Raw genomic sequence first — 5,358 nt, forward strand, 5'->3', positions numbered from 1 at the left:
GACGATGACAGCGTCTGCGGGTCCGGTGATGGTGATGACGCCACGATGGTGCAGCCGGTGATGATAAGGGCATAGCAGCACCAGGTTGGCCAACTCCGTTGAGCCGCCGTCTTCCCAGTGCCGAATGTGATGGGCGTGCAGACCACGGGTGGCACCACAGCCAGGAACCGCGCACATGCGGTCGCGATGCTCCAGCGCGCGGCGAAGCCGCCGGTTGACCAGCCGGGTCGCCCGGCCCGCACCAATGACCTCGCCGTGACGTTGGAACCACACTTCGCACGTGGCATCACACGTCAGGTATCGGCGTTCGGCGTCGGTGAGCAACGGACCCAGATGCAGCGCGGCGACACGCTGGGCAACGTCGACGTGCACCACCACGGTGGTGTGCTGCCCGTGTGGGCGCCGCGCCGCCTCAGCGTCCCATCCAGCCTCGACCAGGCGCATAAACGCCTCGACGGTGCTAGGCAACGGGGGCCGCTGACCGGAAACGCCCGCGCCAGCGCCATGATCACGCTTCCACTCGGCGATCAGCGCATCACGATGAGACGCCAAGGCGGCGTCGAACTTCGCGGCGTCATGGTGGCCAAGTGTGATCCGGTAGCAGCTCCCGTGCTCGTTGGCGGTCGTGATGATCGCGCGCTCGGGTCCGGGCTCGGGCTCGGGCCGAGGTTCGGGTTCGGGTCGCGGTTCCAGCTTGACCGCGGTGCGCAGCTGGCTGACCGTGGCACAGCGCGCCAGCTGCGCGTAATGCTCATCGGACCCCTCGCCCGCTCGCTGCGCGATAACGCCAACCTGATCCAGCGAGAAGCGGCCCTCCCGCATGCCCTGGACGCAGCGCGGGAACTCCTCCAGCCGGCTCGCGACCGTGGCGATCGTGTGCGCGTTTGCCGACGAGCAACCGGTCTTCCACGCCACCAGCGCCGGCACCGACCGCGCCCCGGTGACACCGCACAATTCGTCGCGATCGATCTCGGCCACGATCTCCACAATGCGCCCATCAATCGCATTGCGCTGACCGGTCAACTCCGCCAGCTCCTCGAACAACACCTCAAGGCGCTCGCCAGGACTCACCACCACGGCGCCAGCGGATGCGGTCGAAGACATGACGTCATCATCGCAGCCACCACCGACAATCCCGGCCGCCCGATCCCCGCTTCCGAGTTTGGTGCGCACATCCCCCAACCCACGCCGCAAAGCAACAGGTCAGGCCGCTGCAACGACCGCTAATCTCGATTCGTGAGCCGAGTCAGGTTTCAAGCACTCGCTGCCGGCAGCGGTGGAACACCAAGCCTGAATACGGTTGTCGACCGTCACGACGACGAACCGGTTGACCTTGGGACAGAGTGCTTTCGGCGCCGTCAGCGACCGAGGTTCGCTAGCGGGCTTCCGAACCCGGCTCCGCCGCGCCGTCGTCCTCGCCGCAACGCGGGTGCCCACGCCATTTCCGGTATCCACGATGCGCGGCGAACGCGCCGACGATCGCACTCACGCACCACACCGCTATCGCCGCGTAGGCCAACGGCGACGACCGATTCCCGATCGAAGCGCCCAGCGCGGTGTAGGCGAAGGCCCGCGGCGCCGAACCGATGAACGCGCCAACGGCCATCTGCCACACCGGAACTCCGAAAGCCCCGAACGCATACGAGGCCAGTGCATCCGAGATGCCGGGGACGAAGCGCTGGCCGACGACCGCCCACAGTCCGCCGCGTCCGATCAGGGCATCGATGCGATCGGCCCGTGCGTCGCCCAGCAGTGCGCGTGCGCTGTCGCGGCCGGCCCGGCGGCCGACGAAACTGGCGACGATCGCGGTGCCCACCGTCGCGCCCAGCGTCACGAAGACACCCAGTAGCGGACCGAACAGCAACCCACTGCCCGCGGCCAGTATCGAGCCGGGAACGAACATCGCGCCGACCGCCGCCGAGACCACCACGTAGGTCAGCGGCGCCGCCGGCCCGGTGGCCGACACCACGCCCCGGATCTCGTCGATGTTGATCACCCGCGCAACGGCCACCAAATAGAAGACCACCGCGAGAAACCCGGCGAACACGGCGAGCCGCACGATGTGGCCCCGACGCGATCCGGGCCGCGATGCCGGTGCGGGAGCGTCGCTGTCGTCCATGCCGGCCGTCACTTCGCGGCGGTGCGGGCACGCAGCCGCTGCCGTAATCCGGTGGCCCGCAGCGCCCGGCGTTCGATCGCCGCGCGGATCGACGCCTCGGGGCCCACCACCCGCACCTTGGTCTTCGCCCGGGTCACCGCCGTGTAGAACAATTCCCGCGTCAGCAATCGCGAATCTTCCGGCGGTATCAGCACCGTCACCTCGTCGGCCTGGCTGCCCTGGCTCTTGTGAATGGTCATGGCATGCATCGTTTCCACCTCGCCGAGGCGGCTGGTCGCGAAGACCAGCGGTCCGGTCGCGCCGGCGACGACGGCACGCAGGCCGTCCGCGGCGGCCACGGTCACGCCGGTGTCGCCGTTGTACAGGCGCAGCCCGTAGTCGTTCGCCGTCACCAGCAAGGGACGGCCGGCATACCACTGCGACCAGGCCGGCTGGCCGGTGGCTTCGGCAATCCACTTCTGCACCTGTGTGTTCCAATGTGTCGCCCCATACGGACCCGCGCGGTGCGCACACAACAGCCGGTGCTCGTCCAGCGTGGCCAACGCCTCGTCCGCCGCGCCCAGCAGCGCGGCCGAGCGCAGCCGCAGCGCGTGAGCAACCAGCACCTCACGCAGCCGCTCGGCCGGGCGCTCGGAGTTCACCCACTCGATGTGTCCACCGCCGGCCGCCAACAACTGCACGACACGGTCCGCGTCGCCGACTCGGATCGCCTCGGCCAGGGCGCCGATCGACGTGCCGAATCGGTGCGGTGTGTGCAGGGCCGCGACCCGCACGTCGTCGCGGGCGGCCAACCCGTCCACCAGGTCGGCCAGCACGGCACCGGCCTCCACTGAGGCCAACTGGTCGGGATCGCCGACCAGGATGAGCCGGGTGTCCGGCCGGACCGCCTCGACCAGCCGGGCCATCATCGTCAACGACACCATCGACGTTTCGTCGACCACGATGACGTCGTGCGGTAGTCGATTGGCGCGATTGTGCATGAACCGCACCGACGTATCCGGTCGGGGGCCCAGGAGGCGATGCAGCGTGGTTCCGGGCAGGCCGGTCAGCCGCGCCCTGTCCGCCGCGCTGAGCTCCTCGCTTCCCGCGGCCACCGCCTCGGCCAACCGCGCCGCCGCCTTCCCGGTCGGTGCGGCCAGCGCAATCCGCGGTCTTGGCAGACCGGCACGCTCCGCCTGTTCGACCAGCAGGGCGAGCAGGCGCGCGACCGTGGTCGTCTTACCGGTGCCGGGCCCGCCCGTCAGCACGGTCAGCGCCTGCGCGACCGCGATCTCGGCGGCCACCCGCTGTTCCTCATAACCGGGACCGAAAAGCCGTTCGTAACTGGTCGATTCGACGGTGGTCGGGGCCACCGACAGGGCCAGCAGATCCGTGCACACCTGCTCTTCTTCGAGCCAATACCTGTCGAAATACAGCAGGTCGCCGAACAACCGCAACACCGGCGGCGACCCGAGCAGTGCGCTCGCCCGCACCGCCGCCATCCAGTCGCCGGCGTCGGGCCAGGGCAGGTCGGCTTCGTCGACCTGGGCGTGCACCGCGCGCAGATCGACGCAGACCGAACCACCCCGAAGCGCACGCACCACCAGGGCGACCGCGAGCGCCACCCGCTCATCGGATTCGCCGATGAGCGAGGTAAGCCGTTGCGCCACATGGATATCGGCGGGCTCGAATACCCCGGCATCGCTGAACGTGCGCAGCAGCCCGGTCACGGACATGACTTCCACCGTCACGCGGCCACCCCCTTGGCGTCGAGCAGGTCCGACAGGGCCGCGATCAACGGCCAGGGCGGCCGCCAATCGAAGACGCCCGCCGGGTGACCGTCGAGCACGGGCGTCTGCGCGCCGCACATCCCCCGCACGAACAGGTAGAGGACGCCGCCGAGATGTCGGCTCGGATCGTAATCGCTTAACCGCCAACGCAAAAATCGATGCAGCACCGCGCAATACAACAGCGCCTGCAGCGGATAGTCCGAGTGCAACATCGCCTCGGCCATCCGTGACCGGTCGTAGTCGGCGGCGGTCAGCGCTCGTTCCGGGTCGCCGAGCCGGTTGGTCTTGTAATCCACCACCACGAAGCGGTGCCCCGATCCGTCGGGAACGCGGAGGACGGCGTCGATCGACCCGGTGAGGTATCCGCGCAGCGACTGATCGCCGAGGCCGTGTTCGGCCAGCCGGTCGGCATACGATGCCAGCACATCATCGCCGGGCAGGTGCTCGCGCAACAGCGGCGCCAGATCCGCGAGCCGCACCTCCGGCGTCGTCAAACGAAGATCACCGCCTGCCAGCGGAAGCTCAAAGTCCAGTTCGCGCAACCGGTCTGACAATCCGATCTGGCGTAGCGTCCTACCATCCGTCAACGGGCCCAGCGGCGTGTCGTGCATCGGCACCATCGCCGCGGCCAGCTCCTCGGGGGCCGCGGCGACCGGCCACCACACCGAGTGAGCCCGGATCTGCGCCGCAAGCTCGGCGGCCAGGTCCGCGGCCAACGGGTCGGCCGTCTCCAGCACGGCGTGCACCAGGGTGCCGAAGGTGGCCCCCGCCGGCAGGTCCGCCATCGGCGAGGGCACGTCCGGTCCGACTACCGCTGACACCAACGGGATGTCGCCGACTTCGTCGTCGAGTTCGCCGATTTCGGGTTCGCTGCTCACTCCGCTGGCCTGCGCCGCCCGGATCAAACCGGAATACGAGGTGCGCCGCCAGCCGGTGTCGATGCCCCGGTGAAAGTGGCGATTCCCCAGGCGTTCGGGCATCGGCTCGGCGGCCAGCGATGGGGCCGGGGCCACCACCGACTCCTCGATGACCGGCCCGCCCGCCGCCGCCCACTCGCGCAGCCGGGCCATAGCATCGTCGTCGGAGATCTTGGCGGGTTCGCATCGGTCCGGCACCACCGGTTCGCCGGGCCGGCGACCGCGCAGCAGCCGCGAGAGGCCGCCGTTGGGTTCGTAATACGCCGGTGACCACCACGCCACCACCTGGGACTGGGCCCTGGTCAGCGCGACGTAGGTCAATCGGCTGTCGTCGCTGGCGTCCTCTTTACGTCCTAGTCGCTCAACGGCTTTGAAATCGGGGCTGTCCTTGCCGCCGACGTGCAGGCAACGCATGCCGTCCTCGTCGTGGAACAACACCACATCGCTGTCCTGGGTGTTGCGGTTGAACGCGAACGGCAGATACACGATCGGGTACTGCAGCCCCTTGCTGACGAAGACGGTCATGATCTGCACGGCCGCGGCGTCGCTGTCG

General features: G+C 69.0%; 4 protein-coding genes. All 4 read right to left on the bottom strand.

The window, feature by feature from the left end; genetic code table 11:
* Positions 1-1,104: HNH endonuclease signature motif containing protein (locus VFW69_RS03925; RefSeq protein ID WP_526498379.1), on the bottom strand; the 1,104-nt coding region annotated here is incomplete at its 3' end.
* Positions 1,105-1,375: 271 nt separating this feature from the next.
* Positions 1,376-2,119 (bottom strand): TVP38/TMEM64 family protein, encoded by a 744-nt coding sequence (locus tag VFW69_RS03930; protein ID WP_526498381.1) that lies wholly within the window; start codon positions 2,117-2,119, stop codon positions 1,376-1,378.
* Between the two features lie 8 nt (positions 2,120-2,127).
* A complete protein-coding gene (gene recD, locus VFW69_RS03935; protein WP_526498385.1) occupies positions 2,128-3,834 on the bottom strand; it encodes an exodeoxyribonuclease V subunit alpha in 1,707 nt (568 codons plus the stop codon).
* An 11-nt stretch (positions 3,835-3,845) separates the two neighbouring features.
* On the bottom strand, positions 3,846-5,358 hold a 1,513-nt coding region (locus VFW69_RS03940; protein ID WP_526498383.1), incomplete at its 5' end, for a PD-(D/E)XK nuclease family protein.

It is taken from the genome of Mycobacterium sp. (assembly GCF_036273375.1).
Lineage (GTDB): Bacteria > Actinomycetota > Actinomycetes > Mycobacteriales > Mycobacteriaceae > Mycobacterium.